The organism is Microvirgula sp. AG722 (genome assembly GCF_003269145.1).
Classification (GTDB): Bacteria; Pseudomonadota; Gammaproteobacteria; order Burkholderiales; family Aquaspirillaceae; genus Microvirgula; species Microvirgula aerodenitrificans.
In genome coordinates this window covers 357-1204 of record NZ_QLTJ01000047.1, presented here as the reverse complement: position 1 = coordinate 1204, position 848 = coordinate 357, and the positions used below count along the sequence as shown (strand labels likewise).

At 71.6% G+C, this 848-nt stretch carries 1 pseudogene; it reads left to right on the top strand.

Annotated features, from left to right (window positions below):
* Positions 1–848: pseudogene (locus tag DFO50_RS18735) on the top strand (hypothetical protein); the annotation flags it as partial.

Sequence of the window (848 nt, the reverse complement as noted above, 5' to 3'; positions counted from 1 at the left end):
GCCGACGCGGCCACCCGGCCACAGTTCGCGCTGGATTCGGCCCTGCTCGGCGGCATGTATGCCGGCAAGATCTTCCTGACCGGCACCGAGCACGGTGTCGGCGTCAACCTTGGCGGCAAGGTCACCGCCGGCGACGGCGGACTGGTGCTGCATGCCGACGGCCGGCTGGAAGTCAGCGGCACGGTGCACAGCGAGGGCAGCGCCCGGCTGACGGCACATGCGCTGCACCAGCGCGGCACGCTGAGCGCGAGCGAGTCGCTGACACTCGGTGCCGCCAGCGTCGACCTCGACGACAGCACGCTGAAGGCCGCGACCATCACGCTGGACAGTGACGGCCCGCTGAGCCTGCGCCGGGCGACGCTGACCGCCGGCGGGCGGCTGGCCTTTGCCACCCCGGGCCAGATGGTCAGCGACGGGGCGGTGGTCAAGGCCGGGCAGATGACACTGCGGGCGGGATCGCTGTCCAACGTCGGCGGCAGCCTGCAGCTGCAGGGCGACGGCGAGCAACAGCTGTTGCTGGACGGCATGCTGAACAATCGGGGCGGGCAGATCGTGCAGGCCGGCAGCGGTCTGCTGCGGCTGGTCAGTGAGAGCGCCAGCAACGCCGGTGGCCGCATTGCCGGCAATGGCGACCTGCACTGGCAGGCGGGAGGGCTCCTCGACCTGGAGGACGGCAGCCTCAGCGCCGGGCGGATCGACATCGACAGTGGTTCGCTGCGCAGCCGTGGCCAGCTCCACGCCGGCGAGTCGCTGACACTCGGTGCCGCCAGCGTCGACCTCGACGACAGCACGCTGAAGGCCGCGACCATCACGCTGGACAGTGACGGCCCGCTGAGCCTGCGCCGGGT